Here is a 19,669-nt window from a genome sequence, read left to right as displayed (position 1 = left end):
CTACAGTCCGTACTCGCGCATCAGTTCGTCGTAGCTGCCATCCTCATGCATCTCACGGATCGCCTTGTCGAACGCCGCGACTATCTCGGCATGATGCGGGTTGTGCCGGCCGACCAGGATATGCAGGCCGTTCTCGGTCAGCGGCAGCGGCAGGAATTCCAGTTGACCCTTGAGTTCGGCGAGGTCGCCATTGAAGTGCACCCGCGCGGTGATCTCGTCTTCCAGCGTCAGGTCCACCCGCCCGGCCTGCAGCATCAGCGCCGCGTTGACGAAGCTGAACACCGGCACCCGCTGCAGTTTCGGATCGTTGTTGAACGCCTCGGAATAGGCGTACCCGCGCACCATGGCGATGCGGTAAGGGTAGAGGTCGGCCAGCCTGGCAAAGGTGATGGGCGAGCCCTGGCGCTTGATCAGGCGGACGCGGTTGACCAGGTAGGGCTCGGAGTACACCGCGAAGGATTCCCGCTCCGGCGAGTACCAGGCATCCGCCACCAGATCGTACTCGCCGTTGGCCACGCCGTGCAGCACACGCGGCCAGGGCACCTCGATGTACTCGCTGGCGTACCCGGCACGCTTGAGTGCCGCCTGCACCAGATGCACCGCCACACCGTTGCCGGGCAACTGGCGGTCCGCATAGGGCGGCCAGCGGTCCGCCGCGATGCGCAGCACTTCCCCGGCCCGCACCGCGCTGGTACCGCACAGGATCAAGAGGATCAACAGCAGGCGCAACGGCATCGGGGTTGTCGTCCAGGGAGAAGCTTTCAAGACTAGACGCTGCCCACGGCGTCGCGCCAACCTCAGAACAGCATCGCTGCGCGCAGGCTCATGCCGCCGCCGGTTTCCGGCACCACGGTCACGTTGTAGCGCTGGCTCTCCGGGCCCTCGAGGAACAGGTTGTAGGTGAAATTGGCGAAGAAATTGCCCACCGCCATCCCCACCAGCACATCCGTGGGGTAGTGCTTGTCACCTTCCACGCGCGACAGCGCGGTCAGCCCGTCGAGCGTGTAGAGCCCGGCCTTGGCGGTGTAGCGCCAGGTCGGGTCCATGTCGATGTAGTCCAGGTTGCGACGGGTGAAACTGGTGTGCACGGCCGTCACGGCGGTGTGCTTGGACGGGAAGGAGTCGTCGGGAATCTCGTCCGGCCGCTCGCGCCCTGACCATTCCTTGGCCTCCTCGACGAAGCCGGTCACGGCGTAGCGGTCCGCCGTCAGCAGCGCCAGGTTGCGCCCGCGCCAGCTCCACTTCTCCTCGCTGCTCACGTCCTTGGGCGAAGCCACCAGGGCAGTCACCACGCTCAGGCCGGTGGCGAGGTTGAGCATGCGGTCGGCCGCCTGGTTGGCATCGCCGCCGAAGAACCAGTCGTGGTTGCTCGCCGACTTCTGCCACTGGTGGTCCCAGCCACCCGCGGCGATCACAGCCGCGCCGGCCACCGGGGCCCAGACGTCCGCACTGGTGACCGCGCGCTGCGCCGAATCCCCTACCCTGTCCCAGCTCATTTGCGGTGCCCCTGCGCAACCGATGAGCGCGGCGCTGGCCGCCAGGGTGGCGACTGCCAGCAAAGTCCGATTCATGATGCTCCCCCATGCGCCCGGCCCGCTCCAGGTCAGCGGACGCGTCAATGCATGAGCGGGGAAGGATAGTCCGGTACATTCTGAAGGCTCCTGCCTTCAGTCATTAATCGGTAACTCTTCGTTTCCTTCAGCGGAAAAAGAAAAACCCCGCCGAGGCGGGGTTCTTCGAGTCAGACGGAATCAGCCTTTGAAGACGTCTTCCACCGACTGCAGCGGGTAGTGCTTCGGATACGGCAGGGTCGCCACGCCGGTCTCGATGGCGGCCTTGGCCACCGCGTCGGAAACGACGGTGATCAGGCGCTTGTCCATCGGCTTCGGAATGATGTACTCGCGGCCGAACTCGATGGCGCTCACGCCGTAGGCGTCGCACACGTCCTTGGGTACCGGCAGCTTGGCCAGGTCACGCAGGGCCAGGGCGGCAGCGATCTTCATCTCTTCGTTGATGCGGGTGGCACGCACGTCCAGGGCGCCGCGGAAGATGAAGGGGAAGCCCAGTACGTTGTTGACCTGGTTCGGGTAGTCCGAACGGCCGGTGGCCATGATCACGTCGTCGCGGGTGGCGTGGGCCAGTTCCGGCTTGATTTCCGGGTCCGGGTTGGAGCAGGCGAAGACGATCGGGTTCGGCGCCATGCGCTTGAGGTCTTCCGGGCTCAGCAGGTTGGCGCCGGACAGGCCGACGAATACGTCGGCGCCTTCCAGGGCGTCAGCCAGGGTGCGCTTGTCGGTCTCGGTGGCGAACACGGCCTTGTACTGGTTCAGGTCGTTGCGGCCGGCGTGGATCACGCCCTGGCGGTCGATCATGTAGATGTTCTCGACCTTGCCACCCATGCTCACCAGCAGCTTCATGCAGGAGATGGCGGCAGCGCCAGCGCCCAGGCAGACGATCTTCGCGGTTTCCAGCTTCTTGCCGGCGATTTCCAGGGCGTTGAGCATGCCGGCCGCGGTGACGATGGCGGTACCGTGCTGGTCATCGTGGAACACCGGGATGTCGCACTGTTCGATCAGCGCGCGCTCGATCTCGAAGCACTCAGGCGCCTTGATGTCTTCCAGGTTGATGCCGCCGAAGGTGATGGAGATGCGCTTGACGGTATCGATGAAGGCCTGCGGGCTCTCGGCGTCGACTTCGATGTCGAACACGTCGACACCGGCGAAGCGCTTGAACAGCACGCCCTTGCCTTCCATGACCGGTTTGGAGGCCAGCGGGCCGAGGTTGCCCAGGCCGAGAATGGCGGTGCCGTCGGAAATGACCGCGACCAGGTTGCCCTTGCCGGTGTACTTGAAGGCCAGTTCCGGATCACGCGCGATTTCGCGCACCGGCTCGGCGACGCCCGGGCTGTACGCCAGCGACAGGTCGCGGGCGGTGGCGGTCGGCTTGGTCAGCTCGACGCTCAGTTTACCGGGGCGGGGTTGGGCGTGATATTCGAGGGCAGCGGTCTTGAGATCAGACATTTGGGCACTTCCGCTTTTGTTGCTTGTTGGACAGACGGGGGCCCGAGCATACGCACAAACCCCGCACCTGCCAAGGTAGCCCAAGCCCCTGCTGTCAAGACCTCTAGCGTACGACTTTCAGCCAGTCACCCGCTTTTGGCTGACCAGTTGGATACAAGTCATTCAACAAACGTATACGATTAATCGAGTCAGATTCCGGACCGGATTCGGCCTTCGCGAACTGCTCGACAGTCTGCCCGGATTTGACCTGAATAACGGCGATCCGGCGCGGTTGTGCGAACTTCTGCTCGTCCGCACGCATCGGCCGGAAGCTGCGGATGACCTGCATGAAGTGGTCGTCCTCGCTTTCCAGCGAGGCGCGACCTTTGACCACACCGATGAACAGGAAGGCGTGGTCCTTCTGGTAGATCACCGCGGCGCGGCGCGCCAGCGAACCGGGCACTACGCCGGTGGCGACGTCGAGCCCGGCCTGCTGGAAGCTTTCTTCGTTCGATAACCGCCCACCAGCGCCCTTGCGCAGGTATTCCGCCGGAGTCAGCTGGCCGTCGCGGGGCACCAGCTTCATGCCGATGTAGGCCTGCTGGTCGGCGGTGTAACCCACCAGCGCGGTCGGCTGGTTGAGGATGCCCCAGCCCGACGGGTAGGTCAGGGTGAAGTCCAGCTCCGAGTGGTAGAAGCTCTGCCCACGGCGCACGCCGCTGGCGGCGGAGTCGCCGAAAGGCATGCCGTCGATGGCCTTCAGGTAGCGCTCGGCGCCGATCTCGTGCTGGCTGTTGGCGGCCAGGGTCTGGGCGGGGCCGATGACCTGCTTGAGACGCTGGTCGTTGTCCGGGTGGGTGTCGAACAAGCCGTGGTAGCCGACCGGCTGGGCGGCCTGGCCCTTGCGCGCGGCCTCGTCACGGGCGAAATCCTCCTGGTTCTTCAGCACCCGCACCACCTGGATCATGGCGGTCGGGTCGTAGCCGGCGCGGGCCAGGTACTTGGCGCCCAGGCCGTCGGCCTCCAGCTCCATGTCGCGGCCATAGCCACGCACGAAGGCGGTGCCGAGCACGTTGGTGAGGTCCGCCGCCGCCCCGACGCCGGTGCCGATGGCCACGGCCTGGCCGAGGATGCTCCAGGCGCTGGACTGGCTCTGCTGGCGCACACTGTGGCGGGCGGTGACATGGCCGACTTCGTGACCGAGCACGGCGGCCAGCTCGGCTTCGGAGCCCAGGTAGGCCATCAGCCCGCGGTGGATATAGATGTAGCCGCCGGGCAGGGCGAAGGCGTTGATATCCGGGGTGTCGATGACCGTGAAGTGATATTGCAGGTTCGGCCGGTCGCTGGCGCGGGCAACCCGCTCGCCGACCTGCTGGACATAGGCCTGCAGCTTGCCGTCTTCATAGCGCGGATACTGCTGGGCGATCTGCTGGCTGTACTTCTGCCCCATCTCCAGCTCGCTCTGCTCGCTCATCATCACGAAGTCAGACTTGCCGGTGGCCGGGTTGGTGGCGCAGCCGCCGAGGACGCCCAGCAGCGCCAGCAGGGTCAGGATTCCGAACGAGCGCAAGCTCATGGCAATACCTCCATCATCGCCGGGTCGGTCACAGGCAGCATCCAGCGCGCCTGTCCGGGTTTCACGCCACCACGCTCGGCGCGGTCGATGACCCAGCCGCGCGCCTCTATCTGTCGACCCTTGAGATCGCGCAGGGTTGCATCGTCGAAGCGCTTCACGAGTCTCGCCTCGATCCGCAGCACCAGCGGCCCATCGAGATCGATCCACAGGCCGCCGCGATTGCGTTGTACCTGCTCGACCCGCCCGCGAACCACGGCGAATCCGCTTTCGTGAAGTTGTTCCGCCGTTTGCACCGGAGAACGCTTCCACAGTCCGAGCCCGGCGCTGCGGGCCTTCTGCTCGGCAGCCTGCTGGCAGGCGGTGAGGTCGGTGTTGGGGGCGATAGCTACAAGGTAGCCCAGGCCCTCGGCGAGCAGGCGGGATTCGAGGTTGTTGCCGTGGACGTCGTAGGTATGCGCCAGGGTGCGACCGTACTTGTCCTTGCCCTGCGGGCCGGTGACCAGGCCGACCTCGCCGTCATTGGCTGCCACCAGCTCCTGCAGGCGGCGCTGGGCAGCCACCGCGAAGGGCTCTTCGGAGCGGCCGCGGTGGGCCAGTTCCGGGGCGTTGACGCCGATCAGGCGGACGCTGCGGCCGTCGGCCAGCTTCAGCGTATCGCCGTCCACCACCCGTGCCACGCGCACCGTTTCAGTCGCCGAGGGCTTCGGGCAGGCAGCGGCGCTGGCGTCCAGGGAAAAAAGGACAGCCATAAAAAAGGCGCCCACGAGGGACGCCTTTTTCGAATTACCGTGAAAAACCATCGTGGGCCTTTCCCGGAAATCGATCTTACTTCTTGCCGCCGAACATGGCGAAGCGCTGGTTGAAGCGGTCGATACGGCCGCCGGTGTCCAGAACTTTCTGCTTACCGGTGTAGAAGGGGTGGCACTCGGAGCAGACGTCCAGGTGAATGCCCTTGCACAGGGTGGAACGGGTCTTGATCACGTTGCCACAGCTGCAGGTAGCTTCGATGTCTTCGTACGCGGGATGGATTTCCGGTTTCATGGTCTCTTCCTCTCGGTGGTGTGCCGCCACCCAGTCTCTGGCAGAAGCCGAGCCACGGTCATCGAGGACCGCGGGCGGGATCTTTTACCGGGCACCGCACGGAAATTAAGGGCGTGGATCATACCAGAGAACGCTTTCAACGCAAGATCAGGCATGACCGACCGTCGCATTGCCCATGCTACCATCCGACGCTTCCCGCCGCCCCGGAATCCGTCGCGTGCCGTCACCGTCCATCCTGCGCCTCGCCCTGCCCTCGCCGCTGCGCCGCCTGTTCGACTACCTGCCCCCGCGCGGGGTCGATGCATCGCGCCTGCAGCCGGGCGTGCGCCTGCGCGTGCCATTCGGCCGCCGCGAGATGGTCGGCGTGCTGGTGGACAAGGTGGAAACCTCCGAGGTCCCGGCGGACAAGCTGCGCCCGGCCCTGGCGGTGCTCGACAGCGAACCGCCGATGCCGGCGCACCTGCTGGAACTCTGCCGCTGGACATCGCAGTACTACCAGCACAGCCTGGGCGACACCTTCTCCTGGGCGCTGCCCAACCTGCTGCGCCAGGGCGACCCGGCCGAGGCGCGCCAGCAGCGTTTCTGGCACGCCGAGCCCGGCGCACGCGAGGAAGACCCGCGCCTGGCCCGCGCACCGCGCCAGCGCGAGACGCTGAAGATCCTCAAACAGCACCCCCACGGCGTCGCCCACGACCTGCTGAGCCAGTTGCAGATCAACAAGGACAGCCTCGACCTGCTGCAGGAAAAGGGCCTGGTCACCCTGGAGGTGCGCGTACACAGCGTGGCGCCGCACCACGGCCCGTGGCTGGCGCAGGCGGAACTGCCGCTGAACGCCGAGCAACGTGCCGCCTTCGAGGCCGTGCGCGCCGGTTTCGGCAGTTTCCACAGTTTCCTCCTGGCCGGCGTCACCGGCAGCGGCAAGACCGAGGTCTACCTGCAACTGATCCGCGAGACCCTGGAAGCCGGTAAGCAGGCGCTGGTGCTGATCCCCGAAATCAACCTCGGCCCGCAGACCCTGAGCCGCTTCGAGCGCCGCTTCAACGCGCGCATCGCCCTGCTGCACTCCGCGCTGACCGATCGCGAGCGCCTCGACGCCTGGCTGGCCGCCCGCGACGGCGAGGCGGACATCGTCATCGGTACCCGCTCGGCGCTGTTCACCCCCATGAAGAATCCGGGGTTGATCATCATCGACGAGGAGCACGACGCTTCCTATAAACAGCAGGAAGGCCTGCGCTACCACGCCCGCGACCTGGCCATGGTGCGCGCGCGGCTGGAGAACGTGCCGATTCTGCTGGGCTCCGCCACCCCCGCACTGGAAAGCCTGCACAACGCCCAGAGCGGCCGCTACGGCCTGCTGCGCCTGACCCAGCGCGCCGGCGGCGCGCACCAGCCGAAGTTCCACCGCCTGGACGTGAAGAGCCTGCCGCTGGATTCGGGCATTTCCATGCCGCTGCAGCGTTCGATCAAGGAAACCCTGGCCGCCGGCCAGCAGGTACTGGTCTACCTGAACCGCCGCGGCTTCGCCCCAACCCTGCTGTGCCACGACTGCGGCTGGATCAGCCAGTGCCCGCGCTGCGACGCGCGGATGACCGTGCACCAGGGCAGCGGCGAGCTGCGCTGCCACCACTGCGATCACCGCGAGCGGCCGCCGCGCAACTGCCCGAAATGCGGCACGGTGGACCTGCGCCCGGTCGGGGCCGGCACCGAGCGCGCGGAGGAGCGGCTGCGCATCCTCTTCCCCGATTACCCGGTGCTGCGCATCGACCGCGACAGCACCTCGCGCAAGCACGCCATGCGCGACCTGTTCGCCACTATCAATAAAGGCGAGCCGTGCATCCTGGTGGGCACGCAGATGCTCGCCAAGGGGCACCATTTCCCGCGCGTCACCCTGGTGGCGATTCTCGATGCCGACGGCGGGCTGTTCTCCGCCGACTTCCGCGCCAGCGAGCGCATGGCCCAGCAGATCGTCCAGGTCGCCGGCCGCGCCGGGCGCGCCGAGGAACCGGGCCGCGTGCTGATCCAGACCCACCTGGCCGACCACCCGCTACTGGTGCAGCTCACCGAGCAGGGCTACTTCGCCTTCGCCGATCAGGCCCTCACCGAGCGCCGCTCCGCCGGCCTGCCGCCCTTCTCGCACCTCGCCCTGCTGCGTGCCGAAGCGCACAAGCCGGGGCAGGCCGAAGGTTTCCTCGACGAAGCCTGCGCCGAGGCCGAGCGCCTGCAGGCCACGCTCGGCCACGAAGTGGAACTCCTTGGTCCGGTGCCGGCTCCCATGGAACGCCGCGCTGGCCGTTACCGCGCCCAGCTGCTGCTGATGAGCGCCGCCCGTGCACCACTGCACCGCCTGCTCACGCCCTGGCTGCAGACCCTCGAAGGCATGCCCAGCGGGCGCCAGGTGCGCTGGTCGCTGGACGTGGACCCGATTGACCTGTTCTGACCGATGCACCGTACGGATAAAACCCTCCGGGCTTGCGCATCCGTCCTACATTGACTTCCATCAGCCGCGACAGATGGCACAGCGGCGAGACTGAACTCGGAGCGCTCCGCGGTTGGCAAGCCATGCCCGGCCACGGATAATGCGCGGTTCTGAGCCCGATAACCGGTCGCGCGCGCCGGATGCACGCGAGCACGGAGAAAACCATGAAAGACACGATTCGCCACCTGATCCAGCAAGCCCTTGTCAGCCTCACCGAAGACGGCACCCTGCCCGCCGGCCTGACGCCCGACATCCAGGTGGAGAACACCAAGGACCGAACCCACGGTGACTTCGCCAGCAACATCGCCATGATGCTGGCCAAGCCGGCCGGCATGAAGCCGCGCGACCTCGCCACCAAGCTGGTCGAAGCGCTGCCGCAGAGCCCGGAAGTGGCCAAGGTCGAGATCGCCGGCCCCGGCTTCCTGAACTTCTTCCAGGACCAGGCCTGGCTCGCCGCCAGCCTCGACAAGGCCCTGGCCGACGGCCACATCGGCGTACGCAAGGCCGGCAGCGCCCAGCGCGTGGTGGTGGACCTGTCCTCGCCGAACCTGGCGAAGGAAATGCACGTCGGCCACCTGCGCTCGACCATCATCGGCGACGCCGTCAGCCGCGTGCTGGAGTTCCTCGGCGACACCGTGATCCGCCAGAACCACGTGGGCGACTGGGGCACCCAGTTCGGCATGCTGCTGGCCTACCTGGAAGAACAACCGGTGGACGCCCAGGCCGAACTGCACGACCTGGAAGTCTTCTACCGCGCCGCCAAGAAGCGCTTCGACGAGTCCCCCGAGTTCGCCGACCGCGCCCGTGAGCTGGTGGTGAAGCTGCAGGCCAACGATCCCAAGTGCATCGCCCTGTGGACCCGCTTCAACGACATCTCCCTGTCGCACTGCCAGAAGGTCTACGACCTGCTGGGCGTGAAGCTGACCATGGCCGACGTGAAGGGCGAGAGCGCCTACAACGACGACCTCGCCCAGGTGGTGGCCGACCTGACCGCCAAGGGCCTGCTGGTCGAGAGCGACGGCGCGCTGTGCGTGTTCCTCGACGAGTTCAAGAACGCCGAAGGCGAGCCGCTGCCGGTGATCGTGCAGAAGGCCGGCGGCGGCTACCTCTACGCCACCACCGACCTGGCCGCCATGCGCTACCGCCACAAGGTGCTGCACGCCGACCGCGTGCTGTACTTCGTCGACCAGCGTCAGGCCCTGCACTTCCAGCAGGTGTTCGAAGTGGCGCGCCGCGCCGGTTTCGTCCCGGCCAGCATGGAGCTGGAGCACATGGGCTTCGGCACCATGAACGGTGCCGACGGCAAGCCGTTCAAGACCCGCGACGGCGGCACCGTGAAGCTGATCGACCTGCTGATCGAAGCCGAAGAACGCGCCTACACCCTGGTGAAGGGCAAGAACCCCGACTTCAGCGAGCAGGACCTGCGCCAGATCGCCCACGCCGTCGGCATCGGCGCGGTGAAGTACGCCGACCTGTCCAAGCACCGCACCAGCGACTACAGCTTCAACTTCGACCTGATGCTGAGTTTCGAAGGCAACACTGCGCCGTACCTGCTGTATGCGTACACCCGCGTGGCGAGCATCTTCCGCAAGCTGGGCAAGACCTACGACGAAGTGGGCGGCAGCATCACTCTGCAGCAGCCCCAGGAAATCGCCCTGGCCGCGCAGCTGGCGCAGTTCACCGACCTGCTCAACAACGTGGCGATCAAGGGTGTCCCGCACATCCTCTGCGCCTACCTGTACGAGCTGGCCGGCCTGTTCTCCAGCTTCTACGAGCACTGCCCGATCCTCACTGCCGAAGACCCGGCGCAACAGGAAAGCCGTCTGCGCCTCGCCGCACTGACCGGCCGTACCCTCAAGCAGGGCCTGGAGCTGCTGGGCCTGGAAACCCTGGAGCGCATGTAAGCACCCATGGCGAAGAAGAAACCCGCTCCCAAGCGCGGCGCCAGCCGCTACCAGGCCCCGGCCAAGAAGACTTCGGTCCCCGGCTGGGTCTGGCTGGTCGCCGGCCTGGCCATCGGCGGCTTCATCATGTTCCTGATGAAGCTGGAGCCGGGTCGCAACGACGTCAAACGCGAGAAGCCGGAGGCGCCCAAGACCGTGGTCGGCTCCAACAAGCCCTCCGGCACCGTACAGCCGCAGCAACCGGCCGCGCCGACCGGGGTGAAGCCCAAGTACGACTTCTACACCCTGCTGCCGGGCTCGGAAGTCGCCGTGCCGCCGGAAGCCGTGCCGCCGCCGGCCAAGCCGCAGCAGCCGGCGACCGTGGTCGCAACCAAGGAAGAAGCCGAGAAGATCGACACCCAGCGCGCCCTGGCGGCGCTGAGTGGGCAGAACCCGCCGCCACCCGCGGTGGTCAAGCCGGCAACGCCCGCCACGCCGCCCGCGACCCAGGTCGCCAGCGCGCAGAAGCAGGCCCTGCCGCAGGCTCCGGCCAGCGATACCGCGCCAGCCAAGCCGACGCCACCGCCGGCCGTGGCCGCGACCCAGTACTACCTGCAGGCTGGCTCGTTCCGCAAACAGACCGACGCCGACCACCTGCGCGCGCAGATCATCATGATGGGCCAGAACGCCCGCGTGGAGTCCGGCACCGTGCGCGACGAAACCTGGTACCGCGTCATGGTCGGCCCCTACGGCGACCGCGCCAAGGCCTCCGCTGCGCAGAAACAACTGGCCAGCAACGGTTTCAGCAACCTGCTGTTACAGCAGCGCCAGACCCGCTGAACCCCGGCCTCTGCAAGGCTTGCGCCGACGGGCGGCGCGCGAAATGCGCGCTACTCGTCCGGCGCAGGACTTGAACCCCGCCTTCCTAGTCCCCATCTGACTCTGCATTCGGGCACATCGCCCCGCTAGTGTGGAGTAAGACCCTTGACCACCATCGTATCTGTCCGCCGCAATGGCAAAGTCGTCATGGGCGGCGACGGCCAGGTTTCCCTGGGCAACACCGTGATGAAAGGCAACGCGAAGAAAGTCCGTCGCCTGTACCACGGTGAAGTACTGGCCGGCTTCGCCGGAGCCACCGCCGATGCCTTCACCCTCTTCGAACGCTTCGAGCAGCAGCTGGAAAAACACCAGGGCCACCTGGTGCGCGCCGCCGTCGAGCTGGCCAAGGACTGGCGTACCGATCGCTCCCTGAGCCGTCTGGAAGCCATGCTGGCAGTCGCCAACAAGGACGCATCGCTGATCATCACCGGCAACGGTGACGTGGTCGAGCCCGAGCACGGCCTGATCGCCATGGGCTCGGGCGGCGGCTTCGCCCAGGCGGCGGCGCTGGCCCTGCTGCAGAAAGGCAGTGACGACATGAGCGCCCGCGAGATCGCCGAGACCGCACTGAACATCGCCGGCTCCATCTGCGTGTTCACCAACCAGAACCTGACCCTTGAGGAGCTCGACAGCGCCGTCTAAGCGCTGTCGCTCCGGAGTAGCACGTCAAATGTCCATGACTCCCCGCGAGATCGTCCACGAACTCAACCGTCACATCATCGGCCAGGACGACGCCAAGCGCGCCGTCGCCATCGCCCTGCGCAACCGCTGGCGGCGCATGCAGCTGCCGGCCGAACTGCGCGCCGAAGTGACGCCCAAGAACATCCTGATGATCGGCCCGACCGGCGTCGGCAAGACCGAGATCGCCCGTCGCCTGGCCAAGCTGGCCAACGCGCCCTTCATCAAGGTGGAAGCGACCAAGTTCACCGAAGTCGGCTACGTCGGCCGTGACGTCGAGTCGATCATCCGCGACCTCGCCGATGCCGCGATCAAGATGCTCCGCGAGCAGGAAGTGCAGAAGGTGAAGTACCGCGCCGAAGACGCCGCCGAAGAGCGCATCCTCGACGCCCTGCTGCCACCGGCGCGCACCACCGGCTTCGGTGACGAACCGGCGCGCGAGGACTCCAACACCCGCCAGCTGTTCCGCAAGCGCCTGCGCGAAGGCCAGCTGGACGACAAGGAAATCGACATCGAGGTCGCCGACATCCCCTCGGGCGTGGAAATCATGGCCCCGCCCGGCATGGAAGAGATGACCAACCAGCTGCAGAGCCTGTTCTCCAACATGGGCAAGGGCAAGCGCAAGAGCCGCAAGCTGAAGGTCGCCGAGGCGATGAAGCTGATCCGCGACGAGGAAGCGCAGCGCCTGGTCAACGAAGAGGACCTCAAGGCCCGCGCCCTCGAAGCCGTGGAGCAGAACGGCATCGTCTTCATCGACGAGATCGACAAGATCGCCAAGCGCGGCAACGTCGGCGGCGCCGATGTCTCCCGCGAGGGCGTGCAGCGTGACCTGCTGCCGCTGATCGAGGGCTGCACCGTAAACACCAAGCTGGGCATGGTGAAGACCGACCACATCCTGTTCATCGCCTCGGGCGCATTCCACCTGTCCAAGCCCAGCGACCTGGTGCCGGAACTGCAGGGCCGCCTGCCGATCCGCGTCGAGCTGAAAGCCCTGAGCCCGAGCGACTTCGAGCGCATCCTCAGCGAGCCGCACGCGTCGCTGACCGAGCAGTACACCGCGCTGCTGAAGACCGAAGGCCTGGACATCGAGTTCGCCGCCGACGGCATCAAGCGCCTCGCGGAGATCGCTTTCCAGGTCAACGAGAAGACCGAGAACATCGGTGCCCGCCGCCTGCACACCCTGCTCGAGCGCCTGCTCGAAGAGGTGTCCTTCGACGCCGCCGACCTCGCCAGCGAGCACAGCGACAAGGCCATCGCGATCGACGCGGCCTACGTCAACGGCCACCTGGGTGAGCTGGCCCAGGACGAAGACCTGTCCCGCTACATCCTCTAAGCGATCCACATCGCTGCGACGGGGCGCCTCAGGGCGCCCCGCTGTTTTTCCGGCGGCGCTACAATGCCGACATCGCCGCCCAGGAGCCGTCCATGCGCATCCCTTCCGCCATCAAGCTGCACAAGGCCTCGAAGAAGCTTTCGCTGACTTACGGGGAGCAGTCGTACGAACTGTCCGCCGAGTTCCTGCGGGTGCATTCGCCCTCGGCGGAGGTCCAGGGCCACGGCAACCCGGTGCTGCAGGTGGGCAAGCTGAATGTCGCCCTGAGCAACATCGAGGCGGCCGGTCAGTACGCGCTCAAGCTGACCTTCGACGACGGGCACGACAGCGGCCTGTTCACCTGGGACTACCTCTACGAGCTGTGCATGCGCCAGGATGAGATGTGGGCCGACTACCTGGCGCAGCTGGAAAAGGCCGGTAAATCGCGCGACCCGTCGGAGTCCGTGGTCAAACTCATGCTGTAGGCCGCAGCGCCGCCCTTTCCGGCCGTGCAGGAGCGGGCTCCGTCCGCGATCGACCCCAGGCCGCGCCAAACCCATCGCGGATAAATCCGCTACCTACCGGAAATATCGCGCCGGAGCATGCCCTCTCCCCCGCCCTCTCCCTGAAGGGAGAGGGCGGGGGAGAGGGAAATCCCAAGCACGAACTTTCAGGGGAAGGCAGTTGCGCCTACGAAGATCCCCAGAGTCGCAATCCCTCTTTATCCCTGTAGGAGCGCCCCATGGGCGCGATCGCGGGCATGGCCCGCTCCTACAGGGAAAATTCGGTTCGTCAGTAAACCGCGCCTCCAACTCGTTCGATCTTTGCTCTGCGCCGCCCCCTGCGCACCAACCTTCGTCGGGCAATCGCGCCAGGGCACGCCATTTGCAACATTCCCGTTGCAGACTGCTGCGTGCAGGGTGGTCACCACGGGTTTGGCGAGATGCCCCCGCTCTAGGGCGCGTTTTCTAACTTTTCCCGACATACTCCCAGGAGTTGGCCCACGCTGCACCAGCTTGCGCGGCGAAGGAAACTCGGGTAACCAAGGCAGTGCAATGTACGGAGCTACAGTGCACAGAGCGTGGTTTCCTGATCCTCCAGTGATGCCGCCAAGTAGATGAATCGCGTGGAGCCCTCTCCACGTTCCGCAACCCCGAGAAGTACTTGGCCCTACGTCACCCAGGTGAGCCCCGCCAGTATGTGTCTCAGGACAATGGAGCGTCGCCGATGACCCAGAAGAACAACAGCGATCTACCCCAGCAAGCCGCGGAAAACACCCTGAACCTCAGCCCGGTGATCGGCATTCAGGGCAAGGACCTGCTCACCTCTGCCCGCATGGTGCTGCTGCAAGCGGTCAAGCAGCCGTTCCACAGCGCCAAGCACGTCGCCCATTTCGGCCTCGAACTGAAGAACGTGCTGCTCGGCAAGTCCGACCTCAAACCCTCGGACGACGACCGCCGCTTCAACGACCCGGCCTGGAGCCAGAACCCGCTCTACCGCCGCTACCTGCAAACCTACCTGGCCTGGCGCAAGGAGCTGCACACCTGGATCGGCGACAGTGACCTGTCCAGCCAGGACATCAGCCGCGGCCAGTTCGTCATCAACCTGATGACCGAGGCCATGGCGCCGACCAACACGCTGTCCAACCCGGCAGCGGTCAAGCGCTTCTTCGAGACCGGCGGCAAGAGCCTGCTCGACGGTCTTACCCATCTGGCCAAGGACCTGGTGAACAACGGCGGCATGCCCAGCCAGGTCAACATGGAAGCCTTCGAGGTCGGCAAGAACCTGGCCCTGACCGAAGGCGCGGTGGTGTTCCGCAACGACGTGCTGGAGCTGATCCAGTACAAGCCGATCACCGAAAGCGTGCATGAGCGCCCGCTGCTGGTGGTACCGCCGCAGATCAACAAGTTCTACGTGTTCGACCTGTCGCCGGAGAAGAGCCTGGCGCGCTTCTGCCTGCGCAACCAGGTGCAGACCTTCATCGTCAGCTGGCGCAACCCGACCAAGGCGCAGCGCGAGTGGGGCCTGACCACCTACATCGAGGCGCTGAAGGAAGCCATCGACGCGGTCCTGGCCATCACCGGCGCCAAGGACCTGAACATGCTCGGCGCCTGCTCCGGCGGCATTACCACCGTCACCCTGCTCGGCCACTACGCCGCCCTGGGCGAGAAGAAGGTCCACGCCTTCACCCAGATGGTCAGCGTGCTGGACTTCGAGATGAACACCCAGATCGCCCTGTTCGCCGACGAGAAGACCCTGGAAGCCGCCAAGCGCCGCTCGTACCAGTCCGGCGTCCTCGAAGGCAAGGACATGGCCAAGGTGTTTGCCTGGATGCGCCCCAACGACCTGATCTGGAACTACTGGGTCAACAACTACCTGCTGGGCAACGAGCCGCCGGCCTTCGACATCCTGTTCTGGAACAACGACACCACGCGCCTGCCGGCCGCGCTGCACGGCGAGCTGGTGGAGATGTTCAAGACCAATCCGCTGACCCGCGCAGGCGCCCTGGAAGTCTCCGGCACGGCCATCGACCTCAAGCAGATCACCTGCGACTTCTACTGCGTGGCCGGTCTGTCCGACCACATCACACCGTGGGAGGCCTGCTACCGCTCGGCGCGTCTGCTGGGCGGCAAGTGCGAGTTCATCCTGTCCAACAGCGGCCACATCCAGAGCATCCTCAACCCGCCAGGCAACCCCAAGGCCCGCTTCATGACCGGCCCCGAACTCTCGGCCGATCCGAAGGCCTGGCAGGAAAACGCCAGCAAGCACGCCGACTCCTGGTGGCTGCACTGGCAGAACTGGCTCGCCGAGCGCTCGGGCAAGACGCGCAAGGCACCGACCGCCCTGGGCAACAAGGCCCACCCGGCCGGCGAAGCCGCCCCTGGAACCTACGTACACGAACGATGAAAACAGAACTCCTCCCGCAAGCCGGCGCCGTGGACGACGCCAACACCCCAGAAGCGTCGCAGGCCGTGGAAGTGGCCGCGCCGACGAGCCGGCGCGCACGCAGCAAACCCAGCGCGGAGGAGATCCTGCCGAGCAAGGCGCCGGCGGCACAGCCCTTCGAGTTCCGCACCATCGAGCTCGACGGGCAGACCATCCGCACCGCCGTGCGTCCGGGCAAGAGGCACATGACGCCGCTGCTGATCTTCAACGGCATCGGCGCCAACCTGGAACTGGTCTTCCCCTTCGTCGCCGCGCTGGACCCGGACCTGGAGGTGATCGCCTTCGACGTCCCCGGTGTCGGCGGCTCTTCCACCCCCAGTACGCCGTACCGCTTCCCCGGTCTGGCGAAGCTGGCTGCGCGGATGCTCGACTATCTGGACTACGGCCAGGTGACGGCCATCGGCGTGTCCTGGGGCGGCGCCCTGGCGCAGCAGTTCGCCCATGATTACCCCGAGCGCTGCAAGAAGCTGATCCTCGCCGCCACTGCCGCCGGTGCGGTGATGGTGCCGGGCAAGCCCGCGGTGCTCTGGCGCATGGCCAGCCCGCGGCGCTACATCCAGCCGTCCTACGGTGTGCACATCGCCCCGGACATCTACGGCGGCGCCTTCCGCCGCGACCCCAAGCTGGCCATGGCCTTCGCCAGCAAGGTGCGCTCGTCCGGCAAGATGGGCTACTACTGGCAGCTGTTCGCCGGCCTGGGCTGGACCAGCATCCACTGGCTGCACAAGATCCGCCAGCCGACGCTGATCCTCGCCGGCGACGATGACCCGATCATCCCGCTGATCAACATGCGCATGATCGCCTGGCGCATCCCCAATTCCGAACTGCACGTGATCGACGACGGCCACCTGTTCCTGGTGACCCGCGCGGAAACCGTGGCGCCGATCATCATGAAATTCCTCCAGGAAGAACGGCAGCGCGCGATCATTCACCCCCGGCCTTTCACTCCGAAAGCCAGCTGAGACCAGCTGCGGCATCACAGCTTCGTCACAGTCAGTGGGCATCCTGCCTTGACCGATCGCTGCGCAGGCACTTTTTTTAAAGAGCCGAACAACAAACAGGCGTGTTCACGGGTATCGACACGTAGCGCCTGACTCGGGACCCGCGCTGCGGCCACCTTCGAAAGTGACCGCAGGGCAGCCCGGCTGCTGATCCGCTGCCCTGTTTTCGGGCAGCTGCCCTCTCGCATCGATACCCGTGCACATCCCTCGAACAGGCGGCAGGCGTCTGCAACGGGAGTTTCCCGATTCTGGTACAGGCCTTGCGTCGCCATTGTCAGGTCGGACCCTTCATGGAGTGCTGTTCATGCGAGAGAAAGCTGAGCCGGGTAGCGTCCCCGTCCCCACCCAGTACATGAATGCGCAGAGTGCGATGGTCGGCCTGCGCGGCAAGGACATGCTGTCCACCCTGCGCATGCTGGCGCTGCAGGGCGTGCGCCGGCCGGTGCATTCGGCCAAGCACCTGGCGGCTTTCGGCAAGCAGGTGGGCAAGGTGCTGATCGGCGACTCGCCGCTGCAGCCCAACCCGCAGGACGCTCGATTCCAGGACCCGTCCTGGCGCCTGAATCCCTTCTACCGGCGCACGGTGCAGGCCTACCTGGCCTGGCAGAAGCAACTGCTGGCCTGGGTCGACGAGAGCGACCTGAACAGCGACGACCGCGCCCGCGCGCGCTTCCTGCTGTCGATCCTTTCCGACGCCGCCTCGCCGTCGAACACCCTGCTCAACCCGCTGGCGGTCAAGGAGCTGTTCAACACCGGCGGACAAAGTCTGCTCAAGGGCGCCCGGCACCTGCTCGACGACCTGATGCACAACGGCGGCATGCCCAGCCAGGTCAACCGCAGCGCCTTCGAGATCGGCCAGAACCTGGCCACCACGCCCGGCGCGGTGGTATTCCGCAACGAGGTGCTGGAGCTGATCCAGTACAAGCCGATGGGCGAGCACCTGCATGCCAAACCGCTGCTGGTGGTGCCGCCGCAGATCAACAAGTTCTACATCTTCGACCTGACGACCGAGAAGAGCTTTGTCCAGTACGCCCTGAAGAACAATCTGCAGCTGTTCATGGTGAGCTGGCGCAACCCCGACGCTCGCCACCGCGAGTGGGGCCTGTCGACCTACGTCACCGCGCTCGACGAGGCCATCGACGTGTGCCGTTCGATCAGCGGCAGCCGCAGCGTCAACCTGATGGGCGCCTGCTCCGGCGGCCTGACCATCGCCGCGCTGCAGGGCCACCTGCAGGCGCGCCGGCAACTGCGCAAGATCGCCAGCGCCACCTACCTGGTGAGCCTGCTGGACAGCCAGGTGGAAACTCCGGCCGCGCTGTTCGCCGACGAGCAGACCCTGGAGACCAGCAAGCGTCGCTCCTACCAGCACGGCGTGCTGGACGGCCGCGACATGGCCAAGGTATTCGCCTGGATGCGGCCCAACGACCTGATCTGGAACTACTGGGTCAACAACTACCTGCTGGGCAAGCAGCCGCCGGCCTTCGACATCCTCTACTGGAACAACGACAACACGCGGCTGCCCGCCGCGCTGCACGGCGACTTCCTCGACTTCTTCAAGCACAACCCGCTGGCCCGCCCCGGCGCCATGGAAGTCAACGGCACCGCCATCGACCTGAAGAAGGTGGCGGTGGACAACTTCCACGTCGCCGGCATCACCGACCACATCACCCCGTGGGACGCGGTGTACCGCTCGGCCCAGCTGCTGGGCGGCGAGACGCGCTTCGTGCTGTCCAACAGCGGGCACATCCAGAGCATCCTCAACCCGCCGGGCAACCCCAAGGCCTGCTACTTCGAAAACGGCAAGATCAGCTCCGACCCGCGCGCCTGGTACTACGACACCAAGCGCCAGGAAGGCAGCTGGTGGCCGCTGTGGCTGGAGTGGATCCAGGAGCGCTCGGGCGAGCGCCGGCCGGTGAACTTCGAGTTGGGCAATGCCGAATACCCGGCCAAAGAGGCCGCGCCGGGGACCTACGTGCACGTGCGCTGACGAACGCAGGGGCGGGCAACCCATTGCGGGTTGTTCGCTCCGCGCCCACCAGTGGCACTGTTCTGCTTTGTTCTTCGTAGGAGCGAGCTTGCTCGCGAACCTCGCCGAAACACTCGGTACCAGGCGGTTCGCGAGCAAGCTCGCTCCTACAGTTCCCCGAAAGTTTGTGAGCGGGCAATTGCCGGCCGCCGCTTTGCGAAGCTATCGTCGGCCCCACTGCGGCTGGAACCTGAACACGGATGAAAACGCGCGACCGGATTCTCGAATGCGCCCTGCAGCTGTTCAACGAGCAGGGCGAGCCCAACGTTTCAACCCTGGAGATCGCCACCGAACTGGGCATCAGCCCGGGCAATCTCTACTACCACTTCCATGGCAAGGAGCCGCTGGTGCTGGCGCTGTTCGAGCGTTTCCAGGACGAACTGGCGCCGCTGCTCGACCCGCCGGAAGACGTCCGCCTGGGCGCCGAGGACTACTGGCTGTTCCTGCACCTGATCGTCGAGCGCCTGGCCCACTACCGCTTCCTCTTCCAGGACCTCTCCAACCTCGCCGGGCGCCTGCCCAAGCTCGCCCGCGGTGTGCGCGCCTGGCTCAACCAGCTCAAGCGCACCCTCGCTACCCTGCTGGCGCAGCTCAAGGCGCAGGACGAACTGCTCAGCGATACCGAAGCCCTCGGCCAACTGGTGGAGCAGATCACCCTGACGCTGCTGTTCTCCCTCGACTACCAGCGCATCCTCGGCCACCAGGGCGACGTCCGCCAGGTGGTGTTCCAGGTGATGATGCTGGTGGCACCGCACCTGCGCCCGGATTCGCAACTGATCGCCGAACGACTCGCCAAGCGCTACCTCGCACCCTGACTTTCCCCAGCAAGCCTTTCTCTTGAGAGAATGAAAA

The 19,669-nt window shown here is 66.0% G+C and carries 16 protein-coding genes; 10 read left to right on the top strand and 6 right to left on the bottom strand.

Annotated elements, in window-relative coordinates; all coding sequences use genetic code 11:
• From J2T47_RS03665 to rpmE, 6 genes are all read right to left on the bottom strand, one after another.
• Positions 1–735 (bottom strand): substrate-binding periplasmic protein, encoded by a 735-nt coding sequence (locus J2T47_RS03665; protein ID WP_253442488.1) that lies wholly within the window; start codon positions 733–735, stop codon positions 1–3.
• Between the two features lie 62 nt (positions 736–797).
• Positions 798–1,571 (bottom strand): phosphatase PAP2 family protein, encoded by a 774-nt coding sequence (locus tag J2T47_RS03660; protein WP_253442486.1) that lies wholly within the window; start codon positions 1,569–1,571, stop codon positions 798–800.
• Between the two features lie 180 nt (positions 1,572–1,751).
• Complete coding sequence (locus tag J2T47_RS03655; protein WP_253442484.1) at positions 1,752–3,020, bottom strand: malic enzyme-like NAD(P)-binding protein; 1,269 nt, start codon at positions 3,018–3,020, stop codon at positions 1,752–1,754.
• A gap of 103 nt (positions 3,021–3,123) precedes the next feature.
• The gene (locus J2T47_RS03650) at positions 3,124–4,575 is read right to left on the bottom strand and encodes a M48 family metalloprotease (RefSeq protein WP_437180945.1); all 1,452 of its coding nucleotides are present in this window, start codon (positions 4,573–4,575) and stop codon (positions 3,124–3,126) included.
• Complete coding sequence (locus J2T47_RS03645; protein WP_253442482.1) at positions 4,572–5,324, bottom strand: thermonuclease family protein; 753 nt, start codon at positions 5,322–5,324, stop codon at positions 4,572–4,574. The genes J2T47_RS03650 and J2T47_RS03645 overlap by 4 nt, the downstream gene beginning before the upstream one ends.
• Positions 5,325–5,400: 76 nt before the next feature.
• Positions 5,401–5,616 carry a 50S ribosomal protein L31 gene (gene rpmE, locus J2T47_RS03640; protein WP_024766509.1) on the bottom strand — a complete coding sequence of 72 codons (216 nt, stop codon included), beginning with the start codon at positions 5,614–5,616 and terminating at the stop codon, positions 5,401–5,403.
• Positions 5,617–5,791: 175 nt separating this feature from the next.
• Between rpmE and J2T47_RS03635 the strand changes: the two genes are divergently transcribed.
• The 10 genes from J2T47_RS03635 (at position 5,792) to J2T47_RS03590 (ending at position 19,632) form a co-directional block, all read left to right on the top strand.
• Complete coding sequence (locus J2T47_RS03635) at positions 5,792–8,053, top strand: primosomal protein N' (protein ID WP_253442480.1); 2,262 nt, start codon at positions 5,792–5,794, stop codon at positions 8,051–8,053.
• Positions 8,054–8,256: 203 nt separating this feature from the next.
• Complete coding sequence (argS, locus tag J2T47_RS03630) at positions 8,257–9,996, top strand: arginine--tRNA ligase (RefSeq protein ID WP_253442478.1); 1,740 nt, start codon at positions 8,257–8,259, stop codon at positions 9,994–9,996.
• A 6-nt stretch (positions 9,997–10,002) separates the two neighbouring features.
• Positions 10,003–10,815, top strand: a complete 813-nt coding sequence (locus tag J2T47_RS03625; protein WP_253442476.1) for an SPOR domain-containing protein — start codon at positions 10,003–10,005, stop codon at positions 10,813–10,815.
• Positions 10,816–10,959: 144 nt separating this feature from the next.
• Positions 10,960–11,496: an ATP-dependent protease subunit HslV gene (gene hslV / locus J2T47_RS03620; RefSeq protein ID WP_017520170.1), complete on the top strand. Its 537-nt coding sequence runs from the start codon at positions 10,960–10,962 to the stop codon at positions 11,494–11,496.
• 28 nt (positions 11,497–11,524) lie between these two features.
• The gene (hslU, locus tag J2T47_RS03615) at positions 11,525–12,865 is read left to right on the top strand and encodes an ATP-dependent protease ATPase subunit HslU (protein WP_253442474.1); all 1,341 of its coding nucleotides are present in this window, start codon (positions 11,525–11,527) and stop codon (positions 12,863–12,865) included.
• Between the two features lie 92 nt (positions 12,866–12,957).
• Positions 12,958–13,329, top strand: a complete 372-nt coding sequence (locus J2T47_RS03610) for a gamma-butyrobetaine hydroxylase-like domain-containing protein (RefSeq protein WP_253442472.1) — start codon at positions 12,958–12,960, stop codon at positions 13,327–13,329.
• A 742-nt stretch (positions 13,330–14,071) separates the two neighbouring features.
• A complete protein-coding gene (phaC, locus tag J2T47_RS03605; protein ID WP_253442470.1) occupies positions 14,072–15,751 on the top strand; it encodes a class II poly(R)-hydroxyalkanoic acid synthase in 1,680 nt (559 codons plus the stop codon).
• Positions 15,748–16,752, top strand: a complete 1,005-nt coding sequence (gene phaZ, locus J2T47_RS03600; RefSeq protein ID WP_253442468.1) for a poly(3-hydroxyalkanoate) depolymerase — start codon at positions 15,748–15,750, stop codon at positions 16,750–16,752. The genes phaC (J2T47_RS03605) and phaZ overlap by 4 nt, the downstream gene beginning before the upstream one ends.
• A gap of 343 nt (positions 16,753–17,095) precedes the next feature.
• A complete protein-coding gene (gene phaC / locus J2T47_RS03595) occupies positions 17,096–18,778 on the top strand; it encodes a class II poly(R)-hydroxyalkanoic acid synthase (protein WP_253442466.1) in 1,683 nt (560 codons plus the stop codon).
• Positions 18,779–19,017: 239 nt separating this feature from the next.
• Positions 19,018–19,632: a TetR/AcrR family transcriptional regulator gene (locus J2T47_RS03590; protein WP_253442465.1), complete on the top strand. Its 615-nt coding sequence runs from the start codon at positions 19,018–19,020 to the stop codon at positions 19,630–19,632.
• The last annotated feature ends 37 nt before the right edge of the window (positions 19,633–19,669 follow it).

The organism is Pseudomonas nitroreducens (genome assembly GCF_024170165.1).
GTDB classification, from domain to species: Bacteria; Pseudomonadota; Gammaproteobacteria; order Pseudomonadales; family Pseudomonadaceae; genus Pseudomonas; species Pseudomonas nitroreducens_C.
The sequence above is the reverse complement of the archived record's forward strand: the minus strand, read 5'-3'. Positions and strand labels throughout refer to the sequence as shown.

Coding starts and splice junctions, on each gene's coding strand:
- J2T47_RS03665 (WP_253442488.1), bottom strand. CDS start 735: ATGCCGTTGCGCCTGCTGTTGATCCTCTTGATCCTGTGCGGTACCAGC.
- J2T47_RS03660 (WP_253442486.1), bottom strand. CDS start 1,571: ATGAATCGGACTTTGCTGGCAGTCGCCACCCTGGCGGCCAGCGCCGCG.
- J2T47_RS03655 (WP_253442484.1), bottom strand. CDS start 3,020: ATGTCTGATCTCAAGACCGCTGCCCTCGAATATCACGCCCAACCCCGC.
- J2T47_RS03650 (WP_437180945.1), bottom strand. CDS start 4,575: ATGAGCTTGCGCTCGTTCGGAATCCTGACCCTGCTGGCGCTGCTGGGC.
- J2T47_RS03645 (WP_253442482.1), bottom strand. CDS start 5,324: ATGGCTGTCCTTTTTTCCCTGGACGCCAGCGCCGCTGCCTGCCCGAAG.
- rpmE (WP_024766509.1), bottom strand. CDS start 5,616: ATGAAACCGGAAATCCATCCCGCGTACGAAGACATCGAAGCTACCTGC.
- J2T47_RS03635 (WP_253442480.1), top strand. CDS start 5,792: ATGCTACCATCCGACGCTTCCCGCCGCCCCGGAATCCGTCGCGTGCCG.
- argS (WP_253442478.1), top strand. CDS start 8,257: ATGAAAGACACGATTCGCCACCTGATCCAGCAAGCCCTTGTCAGCCTC.
- J2T47_RS03625 (WP_253442476.1), top strand. CDS start 10,003: ATGGCGAAGAAGAAACCCGCTCCCAAGCGCGGCGCCAGCCGCTACCAG.
- hslU (WP_253442474.1), top strand. CDS start 11,525: ATGTCCATGACTCCCCGCGAGATCGTCCACGAACTCAACCGTCACATC.
- J2T47_RS03610 (WP_253442472.1), top strand. CDS start 12,958: ATGCGCATCCCTTCCGCCATCAAGCTGCACAAGGCCTCGAAGAAGCTT.
- phaC (WP_253442470.1), top strand. CDS start 14,072: ATGACCCAGAAGAACAACAGCGATCTACCCCAGCAAGCCGCGGAAAAC.
- phaZ (WP_253442468.1), top strand. CDS start 15,748: ATGAAAACAGAACTCCTCCCGCAAGCCGGCGCCGTGGACGACGCCAAC.
- phaC (WP_253442466.1), top strand. CDS start 17,096: ATGCGAGAGAAAGCTGAGCCGGGTAGCGTCCCCGTCCCCACCCAGTAC.
- J2T47_RS03590 (WP_253442465.1), top strand. CDS start 19,018: ATGAAAACGCGCGACCGGATTCTCGAATGCGCCCTGCAGCTGTTCAAC.